Origin of the sequence: Pantoea sp. GD03673 (genome assembly GCF_029844725.1) — a bacterium.
In the GTDB taxonomy this organism is placed as follows: Bacteria; Pseudomonadota; Gammaproteobacteria; order Enterobacterales; family Enterobacteriaceae; genus Pantoea.
On the sequence record NZ_JAOCKJ010000002.1, the window covers coordinates 290,568 to 304,787 of the forward strand.

The 14,220-nt window shown below is 56.8% G+C and carries 14 protein-coding genes and 1 CRISPR repeat array; of the genes, 2 read left to right on the forward strand and 12 right to left on the reverse strand.

Annotated features, from left to right (window positions below; translation table 11 throughout):
- Positions 1–88 precede the first annotated feature (88 nt).
- Positions 89–637: an endonuclease SmrB gene (gene smrB, locus N5J69_RS04620; protein WP_279768380.1), complete on the forward strand. Its 549-nt coding sequence runs from the start codon at positions 89–91 to the stop codon at positions 635–637.
- A 31-nt stretch (positions 638–668) separates the two neighbouring features.
- Here smrB and sixA read toward each other — a convergent pair whose 3' ends face one another.
- The 4 genes from sixA to N5J69_RS04640 form a co-directional block, all read right to left on the reverse strand.
- Positions 669–1,151: a phosphohistidine phosphatase SixA gene (gene sixA, locus N5J69_RS04625; RefSeq protein ID WP_279768382.1), complete on the reverse strand. Its 483-nt coding sequence runs from the start codon at positions 1,149–1,151 to the stop codon at positions 669–671.
- A 224-nt stretch (positions 1,152–1,375) separates the two neighbouring features.
- Positions 1,376–3,472 carry a fatty acid oxidation complex subunit alpha FadJ gene (fadJ, locus tag N5J69_RS04630; RefSeq protein WP_279768383.1) on the reverse strand — a complete coding sequence of 699 codons (2,097 nt, stop codon included), beginning with the start codon at positions 3,470–3,472 and terminating at the stop codon, positions 1,376–1,378.
- Positions 3,472–4,782 (reverse strand): acetyl-CoA C-acyltransferase FadI, encoded by a 1,311-nt coding sequence (gene fadI / locus N5J69_RS04635; protein ID WP_279768384.1) that lies wholly within the window; start codon positions 4,780–4,782, stop codon positions 3,472–3,474. The genes fadJ and fadI overlap by 1 nt, the downstream gene beginning before the upstream one ends.
- Before the next feature lie 158 nt (positions 4,783–4,940).
- Entirely contained in the window at positions 4,941–5,237 is a 297-nt protein-coding gene (locus N5J69_RS04640) for a YfcZ/YiiS family protein (protein ID WP_279768385.1), read from the reverse strand.
- Positions 5,238–5,597: 360 nt separating this feature from the next.
- Here N5J69_RS04640 and fadL point away from each other — a divergent pair, with 360 nt between their 5' ends.
- Positions 5,598–6,881 (forward strand): long-chain fatty acid transporter FadL, encoded by a 1,284-nt coding sequence (gene fadL / locus N5J69_RS04645; protein ID WP_279768386.1) that lies wholly within the window; start codon positions 5,598–5,600, stop codon positions 6,879–6,881.
- A gap of 123 nt (positions 6,882–7,004) precedes the next feature.
- A CRISPR array of direct repeats spans positions 7,005–7,275; the repeat unit is 29 nt; unit sequence CGGTTTATCCCCGCTCGCGCGGGGAACAC.
- Positions 7,276–7,639: 364 nt separating this feature from the next.
- Here the strand turns inward: fadL and mlaA are convergent.
- The 8 genes from mlaA to N5J69_RS04685 all read right to left on the reverse strand — a co-directional run bounded on the left by mlaA (position 7,640) and on the right by N5J69_RS04685 (position 14,172).
- Positions 7,640–8,404 carry a phospholipid-binding lipoprotein MlaA gene (mlaA, locus tag N5J69_RS04650; protein WP_279768387.1) on the reverse strand — a complete coding sequence of 255 codons (765 nt, stop codon included), beginning with the start codon at positions 8,402–8,404 and terminating at the stop codon, positions 7,640–7,642.
- 146 nt (positions 8,405–8,550) lie between these two features.
- On the reverse strand, positions 8,551–9,762 hold the full coding sequence (ccmI, locus tag N5J69_RS04655) for a c-type cytochrome biogenesis protein CcmI (RefSeq protein WP_279768388.1): 1,212 nt from the start codon (positions 9,760–9,762) through the stop codon (positions 8,551–8,553).
- The gene (locus N5J69_RS04660; protein WP_279768389.1) at positions 9,762–10,214 is read right to left on the reverse strand and encodes a cytochrome c-type biogenesis protein; all 453 of its coding nucleotides are present in this window, start codon (positions 10,212–10,214) and stop codon (positions 9,762–9,764) included. Before N5J69_RS04660 ends, ccmI begins: the two co-directional genes overlap by 1 nt.
- Positions 10,211–10,768, reverse strand: a complete 558-nt coding sequence (locus tag N5J69_RS04665) for a DsbE family thiol:disulfide interchange protein (protein WP_279768391.1) — start codon at positions 10,766–10,768, stop codon at positions 10,211–10,213. Before N5J69_RS04665 ends, N5J69_RS04660 begins: the two co-directional genes overlap by 4 nt.
- On the reverse strand, positions 10,765–12,723 hold the full coding sequence (locus N5J69_RS04670; RefSeq protein ID WP_279768393.1) for a heme lyase CcmF/NrfE family subunit: 1,959 nt from the start codon (positions 12,721–12,723) through the stop codon (positions 10,765–10,767). The genes N5J69_RS04665 and N5J69_RS04670 overlap by 4 nt, the downstream gene beginning before the upstream one ends.
- Positions 12,720–13,205, reverse strand: a complete 486-nt coding sequence (ccmE, locus tag N5J69_RS04675; protein ID WP_279768395.1) for a cytochrome c maturation protein CcmE — start codon at positions 13,203–13,205, stop codon at positions 12,720–12,722. The genes N5J69_RS04670 and ccmE overlap by 4 nt, the downstream gene beginning before the upstream one ends.
- The gene (gene ccmD, locus N5J69_RS04680) at positions 13,202–13,435 is read right to left on the reverse strand and encodes a heme exporter protein CcmD (protein WP_279768397.1); all 234 of its coding nucleotides are present in this window, start codon (positions 13,433–13,435) and stop codon (positions 13,202–13,204) included. Before ccmD ends, ccmE begins: the two co-directional genes overlap by 4 nt.
- Positions 13,432–14,172, reverse strand: a complete 741-nt coding sequence (locus tag N5J69_RS04685) for a heme ABC transporter permease (RefSeq protein ID WP_279768399.1) — start codon at positions 14,170–14,172, stop codon at positions 13,432–13,434. The genes ccmD and N5J69_RS04685 overlap by 4 nt, the downstream gene beginning before the upstream one ends.
- Positions 14,173–14,220 lie beyond the last annotated feature (48 nt).

Here is a 14,220-nt window from a genome sequence, read left to right on the forward strand (position 1 = left end):
AAGGTGAAAAAGCTGACATTTAATGACATTAATCGGTAAGGTATCACCTATGCTGTGTAGCAGACTTTTCTTAGATAACTGACCCGTCATGAGTAAAAAAACACCACTAAGCCCGGATGATCAGGCGCTGTTTCGCCAGTTAATGACTGGCACGCGTCAGTTAAAACAGGATACTTTTGTCCATAAATTACCGGTTAAAACCCGCGAACTGCCGGTAAAACGTCTGCTTTCAGAGCAGGCGGACAACAGCCATTACTTTTCGGATGAGTTTCAGCCACTGCTCTCGACCGAAGGGGCCACCCGGTACGTGCGCGCCGATGTCAGCCATTTCGAGCTGAAAAAACTGCGGCGTGGCGACTATACGCCCGAGATTTTCCTGGATTTGCACGGCTTAACGCAGCAGCAGGCCAAGCAGGAACTGGGCGCACTGATCGCCGCCTGCCGCCGTGAACATCTGTTCTGTGCCAGCGTGATGACCGGTCATGGAAAGCATATTCTGAAGCAGCAGACGCCGCTGTGGCTAGCCCAGCATCCGTGGGTGATGGCTTTTCATCAGGCACCGAAGCTGTTCGGCGGTGACGCCGCACTGCTGGTTCTGATTGAGATTGAGGAGTGGCAACCGCCTGTGTTGCCTTAAGAGAGGGGCCGGTATGATCGGCCCACAGACATCAGATGGCTTTCGCCAGCTTTTTAGGACTGACCTGCCACAGGAGTTTACCGGCATGCTGCGTGGGTTCGAATTCCACGCAGGCAATAGCGGACGTGGCAAACATGGGCGGCGCTTCCTGCGGGCACAGTTCAGAGACTAAGTATCCCACCAGCGGCAAGTGAGAGATCACCAGTGCCGATTTCACGCCCTGATTTGCAAGGGCCTGCAGATAGCACCCTACACTCTCCGGATCGCCGCCCGGCGTTAACTCCGGCAGAACATCCTGGTTTTCCGGCAGGGGAAAGGCTTCACGCACGGTAGCGAGGGTTTGCTGCGCGCGTAAATAGGGACTCACCAGGACACGCTCAATGTCCGGCGTCTGGCTGTTAAGCCAATGGGCCATCTGACGTGATTCATTGCAGCCACATAAGGTTAAAGGCCTGACTGAATCACTGGCTGCTTCCAGAGCCGCATCGCCGTGACGCATGATAAAAACTTGCATAAAGCACCGCTGTTGTTTGTCGACATCGCCCGACGCCTGGCGCCTGACTCTTCACTCTGCGAATGAACGCTGTGTTTTACCCTAATGGCTTCAGTATAGTCAACCGGTTGTTTATTAAATAAGCGCTTCTCAGAATCATGCTGCGCCGCACACTCTCGCGGCGCTTTTCTAACCCGCTGAATCGGATTGGTTATTCCATTTACAGCAGAAATGTAAAATTTCGTCTATTTATTGACCGCCTCAATCAGCGCTTCGCAGGGCGTAAATCGCTCACCATGCTGCTGCGAGAGTCGGGTTAATCTGTTGACCACCTCTGCCGCGCCCAGTTTGTCCATGTAGTGGAACGGGCCGCCCAGGAAAGGGGGGAAGCCGATGCCAAACACCGCACCGATATCCCCATCACGGGCGCAGCGAATCACCTGTTCTTCAAGGCAGCGGGCCGCCTCGTTCAGCATCATCATCATGCAGCGTTCCGCAATCTGCGCTTCACTCTGTCTGGCCTGCGGCGTGACCTTCAGCAACGTATACACCGAGGTGTCCGGTTTTTTACGCTGCCAGTGCGGCAGGTCATAGCGATAAAACCCTTTGCTGTTTTTACGTCCCTTACGACCATCCCTGAGTACCGCGTCAAACGCAGCAGGCGCGGCAAAACGTTCACCATAGGCCTGATGCAGGATGGGGCTGATTTTGCTGCCGACGTCGATGCCCACCTCATCCAGCAACTGAATCGGGCCGACCGGGAAACCCGCCTTCACCAGCGCCCGATCGATATGGTCAATCGGCTCCCCCTCCAGCAGGCAACGCATCGCTTCATTTATATAGGGCGTCAGGATGCGGTTTACATAGAAGCCAGGCTTGTCCGCCACCACAATCGGGGTTTTGCCCTGACTGCGCGCCAGCGCCACAATGGTGACCAGCGTCGAGGTGGCGGTATTCAGATGCGGGATCACCTCTGCCAGCGGCATTTTCTCTACCGGACTGAAGTAGTGCAGACCGATGACATTCTCTGGCCGCTGCGCACCGGCGGCAATCGCCTCAATCGGCAGCGAGGAGGTATTAGAGGCAAACAGCGTGTGGGGCTGACAGTTCGCTTCCACTTCGCTGACCATCTGCTGCTTCAAAGCTAAATCTTCGAATACGGCTTCAATCACCACATCGCGCTGCGCGAAGCCCTGATAATCAATGCCGCCCGTGATACGTGCCATCTGCTGCTGACGCTGTGCCGGGGTCAGCTGACGCCGCCTGACTTTTTTGCTCAGCAGTTCCCAGCTGGTTTTCAACGCATGGTTAACCCCTTCCAGGCTGATGTCTTTGATGCGTACCGGCAATCCGGCGTTGATCGCGGTAACGCTGGCAATGCCCCCGCCCATCAGACCGCCTCCGAGGATAGCGACGCGCTTAACGGCTGCGGGTTCAGCATCACCGCCCCGCTCTTTTTTCATGGCGGTCGTCGCGAAAAACAGCCCGCGCAATGCAACGGATTCCGGCGTCATTGCCAGCTCGCCGAACGCACGCGCTTCAGCATCATGTCCCGCCCGGCTGCCCTGCTCCAGCCCGATGCGCACCACCTCAATAATGCGGTTTGCCGCCGGATAGTTTCCCTGCGTTTTGGCTAAAGTCTGTCGGGTTGCCAGCGCAAACAGCGCCTGACGGCCAACCGGCCCATGCAACAGACGGTCGCGCAGGGGCAGCGCGCGTCCGCTGACCTTCCCTTTTTTCACCCGTGCAACCGCGGTTTCCAGCAGAATGGCCTGAGGCACCGCATCATCGACCACCCTCAGCTTACGGGCCTGTTTAGCCCGCAGCGATTTGCCGGTCAGAATCAGTGGCAGCGCCTGCTGCACGCCAATTAAGCGTGGCAGCCGCTGAGTGCCGCCGGAGCCCGGCAGTAAACCAAGCTGTACTTCCGGTAATCCCAGGCGGGTTTTATCATCCAGCGAGCAGATACGTGCATCGCAGGCCAGCGCCAGCTCCAGCCCGCCGCCCAGGCAGGCACCATGTATAGCGGCCACGACGGGGAATGGCAGTGCATCAAGCGCAGCCATCACTTCCTGACCCTGTTTTGCCAGCGCTTCGGCTTCCTGTGCGCTGCGACAGCGATCAATCATGCTGATATCCGCCCCCGCGATAAAGTTATCCGCTTTGCCGGAAATCAGCACCAGGCCCGCCAGCTGAGGATCGCGCCGCGCCTCTGCAATGATGGCGGTGATCTGCCCGGCAAATTCCGCCTTCAGGGTGTTCATTTTCTCGCCGGGGACATCAATCGTGATGATGCCGACGTGGTCCAGTCGCATTGTCAGATGAAACGCATTCTGCTCCATTATTCGGCCTCCAGAACCATTGCCGCACCCAGACCGCCTGCCGCGCAGGCCGTGACCAGTCCTAATCCGCCACCGCGACGGCGGAGTTCATTCAGCGTCTGGGTGATCATGCGCGCACCCGTAGCGGCAAAAGGATGGCCATAGGCGATTGAACCGCCCAGCACATTAAAGCGCTCTTCATTTACTTCGCCCAGCGCATGGGGGCGATTGAGCACCTCACGGGCAAAGCGCTCATCGCGGAACAGTTGCAGGTTGCTGAGTGTCTGGGCGGCAAAAGCTTCATGCATATCAATGAGCGTCAGATCGGCCAGCGTGATCCCGGCGCGATCCAGTGCCAGCGGCGAGGAGTATGCCGGACCCAGCAGCATATCCTGCTGTACGCCAATAGCGGTAAAAGCATAGCTGCGCAGATAGCCCAGCGGCCTGACGCCCAGTTCACGGGCACGCCCCTCGCGCATCAGAATCACGGCGGCCGCACCGTCGGTAAGTGGTGTGCTATTGGCCGCAGTAACGCTGCCATGCTGACGATCGAATGCCGGACGCAGTCGGGCATAATCTTCTGCTCTGGCGTTCATGCGGACGTTATTGTCCTGGTCGATGGCGGTTTTCCACGGCGGCACAAAGGCAGCCATCACTTCCTGATTGAGTATCCCGGCCTGCCAGGCTCTGGCAGCATGCTGGTGAGAGCGCAGTGCCAGCGCATCCTGTGCCTCACGGGTGATGCCATGACTCTTCGCCATCTGCTCTGCAGTGTCACCCATACGCAGGCCCGTAGAATACTCCGCCACTGCGGGGGGAACCGGCAACAGATCGCGTGGACGCAGACGCCGCAGGATGTGCAGTTTTTGCCCAAAACTGCGGGCTTTGTTGAGATCCACCAGCGCCCGTGCCAGCGTTTTGCTGACACCGACAGGCAGCACTGACGAGGAGTCCGCGCCACCGGCAATGCCAGCCGAGATGGTGCCAGCCAGCAGACTTTCTGCCACATTCGCGACCGCCTGAAAACTGGTGGCGCAGGCACGACTGACGCTATAGGCATCGGTATGCACACCAAGCCCGCTGCTTAACACAATTTCACGCGCAATGTTCGGCGCTTCCGGCATCTGCACCACCTGACCAAAGACCAGTTGCTCGATGACCTCAGCCGGCAGTTCACTGCGCGCCATTAATTCGCTGACCACCATGCGTCCCAGCTCAATGGCGGGAATGCCATGAAAGCCGGTCGCCTGGCGCAAAAAAGGAGTGCGTAACCCGTGGGTTATTGCGATGCGTTCACCATCACGCGTCAGCAGCGGCTGCGCTTTGCTCATTGTTCTCACCTGTGACTGGGACTGTGGCATCATTGCCTGAAGAGGTCTGACCTGATCAGTGTTAACCACAAGCGGGTGAGCCGCCAATACCGGAAAGAAAAAAGTGCGAAGGGAAACACGAAAATGAAAAACGCCGCATTAACGCGGCGTTATGAGACTTAACGCAAACCGAGCTGGAAAATCATCGTTTCAGCCTGGCAGCTGAAAGTGAAATCGATCTCTAACTGCACGCCCTGATCGACTTCCCTGAAGCGCGACTCAATGACACAGGGTTCTGATTCAACGTCACGCGCACGTCTGGTAAGGTGCACCAACTTGGCTTCAGCATCGTCACGGTGAGCAAACCACTCCGACCAGCTGGCGGTGCAGTCGGTGTTATCCATTACCGTGCCTACATCAACACAACAACAGGCTGCGGTTTCAGTCGCACTGCATTTTTTAATGGCATCAGTCATTTCATTCTCCTGACCCGCAATGGGGGGTGGATCGCGTGATTTTACGGGCGAAATTTTACCTGCTCGCGTAAAAATGCGCCACGCACATAGCGCTAAGTGACGAATATCACAATAAAAATTGATCCAGAACAAACTGGAATCGGTATGCTGTGCAGAATCAGGGCCGTTTTGTTAAGCAGATCGAATTTTAAGCGATCAATCCTGAAATATTTTAAAAACAATATTGCAACATGCACACAGGTCGGACCTATACTCTCCGCACTGGTCTGATATGTGCGTTTTACATCAGTCCCTACAATCCGCCGTCCTTTGTTACGCGACGTTATAGCGTTAAATAATAATTCACATGAGGTTGTGGTCATGAACCATAAAAACCTGTTTGCAAAGTCAGCCGTGGCGGCTGCAGTGGCGCTTGTCTCTTCACACGTTTACGCAGCTGGGTTTCAGTTAAATGAATTTTCTACGATTGGTTTAGGTCGCGCATATTCAGGCGAAGGGGCAATGGGCGATACCGCGGCGTCTGCGAGCCGCAACCCGGCGACGATGGCATTAATGGATCGCCCGGAATTTTCTATCGGCGCGGTCTATATTGCGCCGGATGTGAATATTCGCGGTCGCAGTCCCACCGGACGCAGCCTGGATGCCGATAATATTGCGCCGAATCAGTGGGTGCCCAATATTCATTATGTCCAGCCCATCAACGATCAGTGGTGGATCGGCGCGTCTGCAACCTCTAACTATGGCTTAGCAACAGAGTTCAATAATGGCTACACCGCAGGGGGTTACGGCGGTAAAACCGATCTGGTCACCGGCAATTTTAATCTCAGCACTGCCTACCGCTTAAATGAACATTTCAGTCTGGGCGTTGGTTTTGATGCGGTTTATGCGAAAGCCAAGATTGAACGCTATGCCGGTGAATCCGGTGCACGACTGGGCGTTCCGGCTGATACGCAGGTTGCGCATCTGAAAGGCGATGAGTGGGGCTATGGCTGGAATGCCGGTATCCTGTATGAAGTGGATGAAAATAACCGCTTTGGCTTTACCTACCGTTCCGAAGTGAAAGTCGACTTTGACGGCGATTATAAAAGCAGCCTCTCATCCCGGCTGAATGCCGTGAATAATCCGGAAGTGTCAGGCGTGCCGTTTGGCACCAACGGCACCACCGTTCCGGGCGCGTTAACCCTGAATCTGCCAGAGATGTGGGAAGTGTCGGGCTGGCATAAAGTCGCTCCGCAGTGGGCAGTACATTACAGCATGGCTTATACCAGCTGGAGCCAGTTCCAGGAGCTGAAAGCTACTGGCTCAAACGGGCAGACATTGTTCTATAAAGATGAAAGTTTCCACGATGCATATCGCATTGCACTGGGCACCACCTATTCCTACGACAAGAACTGGACTTTCCGCACCGGTATTGCGTTTGATGATAGCCCGGTGCCCGCTGACAAGCGCTCTATCTCTATACCGGATCAGGATCGTTTATGGCTGAGTGCGGGTACATCTTACGCGTTTAACGATGATGCCTCGGTGGATTTGGGCATCTCTTATATGCACGGACAGAAAGTGACAGTTAAAGAAGGCCCTTATACCTTTACCTCTGAAGGTAAGGCCTGGCTCTACGGCGCGAACTTCAACTACAAGTTCTGAGTGGCGGGCGAGATCAAAAAAGGCGACTCTGATGAGTCGCCTTCACACTGTTAACCAACCCCAGCTAATTTCCCGCACGTGCGGGGAACACGCCGAAACCCCAGCCACCGACGCCTGACTCAACGGTTTATCCGCGCCACGCGGAAGACCAATGATTGCGTGATATTGCGGTGAGCAAGTCACGGTTTATCCCCGCTCGCGCGGGGAACACTAATCACCTACTCCGGTTCCTGCTGTCCGACCCGGTTTATCCCCGCTCGCGCGGGGAACACGTTTGTGGCCTCTATTACCTCAATCCGAGCACCGGTTTATCCCCGCTCGCGCGGGGAACACTTGATTGACGAGTTCAGAAAAATAGCTCCATACGGTTTATCCCCGCTCGCGCGGGGAACACGCTAAAATTATCCCACTGATAAAAAAGCGTTTTTTCATACCAGCAAATTCCACCGAATTTTACACCCGGTTTGAGCCAGATGAACAGTACTTCTCTGGCTTAAAATCTGTCGAAAAAAGGCGCGCATATCAGCAGGCAGGACGGAGATAACAGCCCCAAAGTGAAGGGAGCCAGGTCATTACGGATACCGTCAGAAGTCAGGGAAGAGGAGAAAAACGCGCCGTAACATTAAAGCCGCTGTTAGGGTAGTAAAGAAATAACTGAACCTGTTCTTTGTGCAGGCCCGGTCTTAATGGAGACCGGGCCTGCCATTGTCAATAAACTTAAAACGGCTGCTGCACTACGCCCTTTTACGAACTGAACATTACGGCGAGTCGATATCTTTCAGATCATCCTGAATCGCTGCCGCGTTAGGGTTATCTTCCGGCTTGAGCTTGCCGCCACGTGCAAGGAAGTCGTGCCGCTGGAAGTAGGCGTTACGGATAAAGGCGTAGGGATCGCTCTGCTGTTTCAGGATGCCATCAGAATCCAGCAACTGCGCACGGGTCTCGATCCCTTCCAGCGTCCACTTACCAATCGACATTGGCCAGGTCAGCCAGCCGAGGATTGGGTAGAGCGTATCAACGTAGTCGCCGCCATCCTGACGAACCGTAAAGCTGCCGTAGGCAGGCAGTTCAACATAAGGCCCGTAGCCGACGCCGTAGTGACCCAGCGTGGTCCCGAAACGGTGCGGCTCTTCACGCGCCAGTTCCGGGTTTGCTTTACCAGCGACGTCAATGAAACCGCCCAGTCCCAGCACACTGTTCAGGAAGAAACGGGTAAAGTGAATACCCGCATCCCGTCCGTCACCGACCAGTATGGCGTTGACCATGCTGGCGGGCTCTTCCAGGTTGCCGAGGAAATTGCTCAGTCCGGTACGCGCCGGTACCGGCACATAATCACGCCAGGCGACAGCGACCGGACGTAATACATACGGATCCAGCACGTTGTAGTTAAAGTTAAACATCGTGCGGTTAAAGCTTTCGAAGGGATCGCTGCGCTGAGCAGGATCGCTATTCGCCGGCTTTGAACTGGCACAACCTACCAGAAGGACGCTGGCCATAGCCAGGCTGGTCAGGCGATAATTCATTCCAATCTCCCTGTGCGGATGAAAAAGGTCTGCCCATCGTTCAGGTCACAGCCCTGTCGTATTGGCTTACCCGATGAGCATAGCTGACTTTGTGCCAGAGGCAGCAGGCAATGGCACGCATCATTTTAACGTTGTCAGTTTTACGGTCAGGGCAGCTGCTTATTGATCTCAACCGCAACCGACTGATGCCCATCCCAGGGCGTCACGGCGCTCAGACCCAGCCAGTCGCCCGGCTGTGGATTGGCGCTGCCGTCGCGGGAAATTCGCACCCGGACCTCGACCTGATGCTGCGCCGAAAGCAGGCGATCCGGCATCATGGCGTTACTGTCATCCAGCGTCAGTGTCAGCGGAAAATGACTGAGCGGCATCCGCTTAACCGCCACCGGCACGGGTGAAGCCCCGTCAGAAACCGAAATATACAACACTCCGTCCTGCGGTAACATTTTTTCTGCCTGCGGGGTCAGCGTCACGGTCAGCGCCAGCTGACGACTCTGCTGCCCGGCATCACTTCTGGCCTTTTCAATGCTGCGGGCAATCATCGCGTGCCGGGAATCACCAGCGGGCAGCAGGCCCTGCAGCGTCTGCCATGCGTTAATAGCCTCATCGTATTGCTGCTGACCGTAAGCATTGAAGGCCAGCAGACTCAGCGTTCGCAGGTTTTGTGGATCCGTTTTAAGCAATGATTTCAGCAGCAGTGACGCCTGACGGTTATCCTGCGGATCGGCAGATCGCGTCAGAACCTCAGCATAATCCTGCCTGAGCGCCAGATCATTGGGGGCAAGCTGGAGTGCATGCTCAAACGCCTGACTGGCGATCTCCGCATTGTTGAGCACCATGCCGAGCCGCCCCAGCATAGTCCAGTCGGCCAGATTATCCGGTTCCGTCTGCAACGCGGTACGCAATCCGAGCTGTAAGCGCGCCAGCTCCTCCATGCTCAGCGGTTTTGCGGCGGGGTCCATCAGCCGGGCGCGGAGTTCAGGATACGCCTGCTGTACCTGCATCCAGCCCGTGAATTGTGCCAGGCCGCCGGTTTTCAGATAAGTGCCCAGCGAAACCGCAACCAGCACGATCACGCCCGGCAGCAAAATCCAGCGGCTGCTGCTGTGTGACGTAATGGTCTGTGCCGCCGGAATATCGGCCAGCAGCGTCTGCTGGAGTTCCCGCTCCATCAGCGGTCGCTCAGCGACAACGCCCTGCGCTTCATCCTGCGCCAGCTCATCTATCCGCTGATGGTAGAAACGCTGATTAAGGCGATCGCGATCGCCCGTGCTGGCCTGCCGTTGTCGCCAGCCCGCAGCCAGGAACAGCGTGCAGGCCGCCAGCAGTAACAGAAAAAGGGTGATCCAAAATGCACTCATTACGGCTTCCTGTCTGACTTCAGTAGCGCATTAAGACGCTGTTGCTCTTCTTCATCCAGTTCACTGCGGGTTGTACGCTGACGGCTGCGGAGGATGATCACCGCGCCGCCCAGCAGTACAAACAGCGCCGGACCCGCCCACAAAATCAGGGTCGACGGCGTGACCGGCGGCGAATAGCTGACGAAGTTGCCATAACGCGCCACCATGTAGTCGATGATCTGCTGGCGACTCTGGCCCTGCTTCATCAGCTGATAGACTTTCAGTCGCATATCGGCGGCAATCATGGCGTTTGAGTCAGCAATGCTGTTGTTCTGGCATTTCGGACAACGCAGCGACGCGGTGAGGTCACGGTATTGTTCTTCCTGGGCCACCGAGTCAAAATGCAGCGTGTCGATGGTGGCCCACAGGTTGATGCTGAACAGCAGACCGCAAAGCAGTAACAGCGTTCTCATGAACCCGCCTCCGCACTGTATTTAATCCACAACGGTTTCACTTCCTGCTCCCAGACGCGCGCATTCAGATCGCCTGCATGGCGATAACGGATGATCCCTTTGCCGTCGATCAGGAAGGTCTCCGGCGCACCATAGACGCCCAGATCCAGCCCCAGCATGCCGTTGCCATCATAGAGGCTCAGCGCGTAAGGATTACCAAGCGTATTCAGCCAGTTAACTGCCTTATGACGATCGTCTTTGTAGTTCAGGCCGACCACGCGAATGCCCTGCTCCGCCAGCGTATTCAGATACTGATGTTCAGCACGGCAGGTCGGACACCAGGTCGCCCATACGTTGAGCAATATCGGCTTGCCATCCGTCAGCACACGCTGGTCATAGGTTTTGCCTGGCTGATCAAGCGCTTCAAGCCGGAACAGCGGCACCGGTTTGCCAATCAGGGCTGATTCCAGACGCGTCGGATCGTCGCCATCCGCATTGCGTGTTAGTTGCCACAGCAGCGCCGCTGCCAGCAGCAGAAACAGCATCAGGGGAATAAACAGGATTTTCTTGTTCATGTCCGCGCCTCCTGGCCCGTTTTTTTGCGCGAACGGTAACGGGGATCAAACAGGCAGAACAGTCCGCCCAGCGCCATCAGCGCACCACCGAACCAAATCCAGCGGACAAAGGGTTTGTAGTAGATGCGCACTGCCCAGCCGCCATCTTCCAGCTCTTCGCCAAGCGCCGCGTAAAGATCGCGGCTGAAACCGCCATCAATCGCCGCTTCGGTCATCATGGTGCGGGCTGCGGTGTAAAAGCGTTTTTCCGCCTGCAATGTCGCTTCATGTTTGCCGTTGCGGGTGACATCGATGATCCCCATGCCGCCGCTGTAGTTAGGCCCCTGCAGATTCTGCACGCCACGGAAAACAAAGTGATAGTGATGTATATCGACGCTATCGCCCGCCTTCATCCGCACATCGCGCTCGACGCTGTACTGCGTGCTGAACGCAATGCCAATCACGGTAACACCCACTCCCAGATGGCCCAGCACCATGCCCCAGTGACTGCGCGACAGGTGGCGCAAACCGGCAAAGAAGGGATGACGATGGGTAGCGCGTTCATGCAGTTCCAGCAGCGTCAGCACGATAATCCAGAGGGACATCAGCAGACCCACGACGGTCATCGCCTCAATGCGATCCTGCAGCCACCAGGGCACGATCACGGAACAGGCCAGGGTGACTATCAGCGCCAGCGCCAGCCGTTTAGCCAGCTTTTGCGGTTCATCGCGACGCCAGCGCACCAGGGGTCCGATCCCCATCAGCAGCGCAAACGGTGCCATCAGCCAGCTGAACATTGTGTTAAAGAAGGGTTCACCGACTGAAATGCTGCCCAGCCCCATCTGCTTGTGTACCAGCGGCAACAGCGTACCCAGCAGCACCACCAGCATGGCGGCAATCAGTAGCACGTTATTACCCAGCAGGAACGATTCCCGTGACCAGGTTTCATTCTGCACCCGGCCACGCACCTGGCCGCCCTTGATAGCGTAGAGCAGCAGCGAACTGCCGATGACAATCACCAGAAACGCCAGGATAAACATACCGCGGGCCGGATCGGAGGCAAAAGAATGCACCGATACCAGTACCCCGGATCGCACCAGGAACGTGCCCAGCAGGCTCAGTGAAAACGCGGTAATCGCCAGCAGCACGGTCCAGGCCTTAAAGGTGCCGCGCTTCTCAGTGACCGCCAGCGAATGCATCAGGGCAGTGCCCGCCAGCCACGGCATAAACGAGGCATTTTCAACCGGATCCCAGAACCACCAGCCGCCCCAGCCCAGTTCGTAATAGGCCCACGCAGAGCCGAGGACAATACCGACCGTCAGAAAGACCCAGGCCGCAGTGGTCCAGGGACGCGACCAGCGCGCCCAGGCGGTATCCAGTCGTCCGGCCATCAGCGAGGCAATTGCAAAGGCAAATGCCACCGAGAAGCCGACGTAGCCCATATAGAGCAGCGGCGGGTGGAAGATCAGGCCGATATCCTGCAGCATCGGATTCAGGTCATGCCCGTCTATCGGGAAGTCCGGCAGCGTGCGGCCAAACGGATTGGAGGTCAGCAGGATAAACAGCAGGAAGCCGAGATTAATCATCCCCATCACTGCCAGCACGCGCGCCAGCGCATCCTGCGGCATACCATGGCTGAATATCGCCACCGCCAGTGTCCAGGTGCTGAGCAGCAACACCCACAGCAGCAACGAGCCTTCGTGTGCGCCCCAGGTGGCAGCAATGCGATAATAGACCGGCAGCAGGCTGTTGGAATTCGTGGCAACATACGCAACGGTAAAATCGTTGCGGATAAAGGCCAGGACCAGCAGCGCAAAAGCCGCCGCGATGCAGAGAAACAGGCCGCTTGCCAGCGGACGTGCCATCCCCATCAGGCGGGCATCCTGACGCACTGCGCCCCACAGCGGATAGCTGCTCAGCAGCAGAGCAAGCCCCAGCGCCAGGCAGAGCAGAAAAGTACCTATCTCGGGCATCATGATGATTTATTTCCCGCCTGATAAAGCGACTGCGGGCCGGTGTGATTAGTCTTCATCGCATCTTCAATCTCCGGCGGCGTATATTTCTCATCGTGTTTCGCCAGCACTTCTTTGGCGATAATCTGGTTGCCCGCGGTCAGTACGCCCTGCGCGACAACGCCCTGCCCTTCGCGGAAAAGATCCGGCAGGATGCCTTCAAAACTGACGCTGACCACACCCCGGGCATCATAGAGTTTGAACGACACGGCCAGCGTATTGGGATCGCGCCGGACGCTGCCGGGCATCACCATGCCACCGACGCGCAGTCGCTGACCCGCTTCGGGCTTCTCGTGCGCCTCGCCTTTGCCGTAGAGGATTTCTCCTGGGGTATAGAACAGATCGATGTTTGAGCGCAGCGCATACATCACCAGCGCGGTAGCCAGGCCGAGGCCGAGCAGAATCGCCACTGCCGCATAAAGGCGGTTGCGTCGACGGGTATTCACAGCGTCTCTCCTGTCGCTTCAGCCGCAGCTTTCTTAGATTTCGCCGCCCGGATACGACGCTCCCGCGCATCGCGCTGGCGGATCTCAGCCAGCAGGCGGCGGCGCTGCAGCAGGGTATGCAGCGTCAGTCCGATAAGCGGAAGCAGCGTACAGGCAACCGCCAGCCAGACGTAAAAGGCGTAGCCGCCCATCGCAAAGAAGGTGTGCCAGGAAGTAAATGCCGGGGTCATGCCTGCTCTCCCCGCGTCGCCACATCAATCGCCCAGGGACGATGACGTTCAGTTAACAGAATCAGATTGCGCAGCCGCATCAGAGTCAGCGTGATAAACACCAACAGATAACCGAGGATTGCCCAGCGCAGCGGTGTTCGCATTACCGGCGCAATCGCCTGCTGAAGAAGGCCTGACGAGCCCTGATGCAGGGTATTCCACCACTGCACGGAAAAGTGAATGATCGGCAGGTTAACCACACCAACCAGAATCAGAATACCGGCGGCCCGGCCCGCAGTGCGGCGGTCATCAAATGCGTGCCAGAGTGCAATCACGCCCATATAGAGGAACAGCAGCACCAGTTCCGACGTCAGGCGCGCATCCCAGATCCACCAGGTACCCCACATCGGCTTACCCCATGCGGAACCGGTGACCAGCGCAATAAAGGTGAAAACCGCCCCCACCGGTGCCATGGCGGCAGAGACCAGATCGGCCATTTTCATCTGCCACACCAGGCCGATAAAAGCGGCAACAGCCATTGAGGCATAGATGCCCATCGACCACATTGCGGCAGGGACATGGATGTACATGATGCGGAAACTGTCCCCCTGCTGATAATCAGCAGGGGCAAATCCGAATCCCCAGACCCAGCCCAGCAGCAAAGAAGCCAGTCCTGCAACGGCGAACCCGGGCACCAGTCGCCCTGAAAATTGATAAAGCCGTTCGGGCCTGGCCAGCTGATGTAACGCTTTCCACATAGCAAATGCTCACATTAACGATAAAAGAGTGTTGCCGCGTCTTTTACG

Excerpts from the sequence above, each read along its gene's own strand:
- smrB (WP_279768380.1), top strand. The coding sequence starts at position 89 with ATGAGTAAAAAAACACCACTAAGCCCGGATGATCAGGCGCTGTTTCGC.
- sixA (WP_279768382.1), bottom strand. The coding sequence starts at position 1,151 with ATGCAAGTTTTTATCATGCGTCACGGCGATGCGGCTCTGGAAGCAGCC.
- fadJ (WP_279768383.1), bottom strand. The coding sequence starts at position 3,472 with ATGGAGCAGAATGCGTTTCATCTGACAATGCGACTGGACCACGTCGGC.
- fadI (WP_279768384.1), bottom strand. The coding sequence starts at position 4,782 with ATGAGCAAAGCGCAGCCGCTGCTGACGCGTGATGGTGAACGCATCGCA.
- N5J69_RS04640 (WP_279768385.1), bottom strand. The coding sequence starts at position 5,237 with ATGACTGATGCCATTAAAAAATGCAGTGCGACTGAAACCGCAGCCTGT.
- fadL (WP_279768386.1), top strand. The coding sequence starts at position 5,598 with ATGAACCATAAAAACCTGTTTGCAAAGTCAGCCGTGGCGGCTGCAGTG.
- mlaA (WP_279768387.1), bottom strand. The coding sequence starts at position 8,404 with ATGAATTATCGCCTGACCAGCCTGGCTATGGCCAGCGTCCTTCTGGTA.
- ccmI (WP_279768388.1), bottom strand. The coding sequence starts at position 9,762 with ATGAGTGCATTTTGGATCACCCTTTTTCTGTTACTGCTGGCGGCCTGC.
- N5J69_RS04660 (WP_279768389.1), bottom strand. The coding sequence starts at position 10,214 with ATGAGAACGCTGTTACTGCTTTGCGGTCTGCTGTTCAGCATCAACCTG.
- N5J69_RS04665 (WP_279768391.1), bottom strand. The coding sequence starts at position 10,768 with ATGAACAAGAAAATCCTGTTTATTCCCCTGATGCTGTTTCTGCTGCTG.
- N5J69_RS04670 (WP_279768393.1), bottom strand. The coding sequence starts at position 12,723 with ATGATGCCCGAGATAGGTACTTTTCTGCTCTGCCTGGCGCTGGGGCTT.
- ccmD (WP_279768397.1), bottom strand. The coding sequence starts at position 13,435 with ATGACCCCGGCATTTACTTCCTGGCACACCTTCTTTGCGATGGGCGGC.
- N5J69_RS04685 (WP_279768399.1), bottom strand. The coding sequence starts at position 14,172 with ATGTGGAAAGCGTTACATCAGCTGGCCAGGCCCGAACGGCTTTATCAA.